At 44.3% G+C, this 485-nt stretch carries 1 protein-coding gene; it reads right to left on the bottom strand.

What is annotated here, in order from left to right; genetic code table 11:
- Nucleotides 1–245 precede the first annotated feature (245 nt).
- Nucleotides 246–485, bottom strand: a 240-nt coding sequence (locus AC3DE3_RS17220; protein ID WP_488370840.1) for a trehalase family glycosidase, incomplete at its 5' end; no start/stop codon positions are given.

Here is a 485-nt window from a genome sequence, read left to right as displayed (position 1 = left end):
ACCATTGTAACCTCCGTTTACGTGTCTTGCAGATGATTATAGTGTGAGTGCACTGAAGAATGGTAATTTACAACATTGTTATTTTGTTTATTCGCTGGATAGATGCCACAGATCGCAGTGTCTACAATGGTACGTTTTTAGCTTCGTACCATGCTGTAGTTCTGCAACGGCGGCAGCAGTTTGGGCCTGCTTACTCGTATCGAAACCAAGCTTTTCGGAGCAAGGTAGTTCTGCAGGCTCCGTGCTCATACCAAGAAGTCTTTGCATAACTTCTTAAAAACTGCGTTAGTCCAGCCAAAGCCTGTTTGACTTGGATAGACACCCTCAATAGCATGCTTGTGCGGTTTAACTACGTTGTACTTTTCCTGGAATACGCCATGGCGTTCGAACCAATACAGATTGGTGTGTATCCATTTTCGTGCCAAGCGTTCGGCTTCTTCGTTATAGCCATACTTTTTTAGCCCCTCGATGGTCAGATAATGCAA

This window comes from Dietzia sp. IBK-p2-16D, from assembly GCF_057773085.1.
This window is presented reverse-complemented; position numbering and strand designations above follow the sequence as displayed.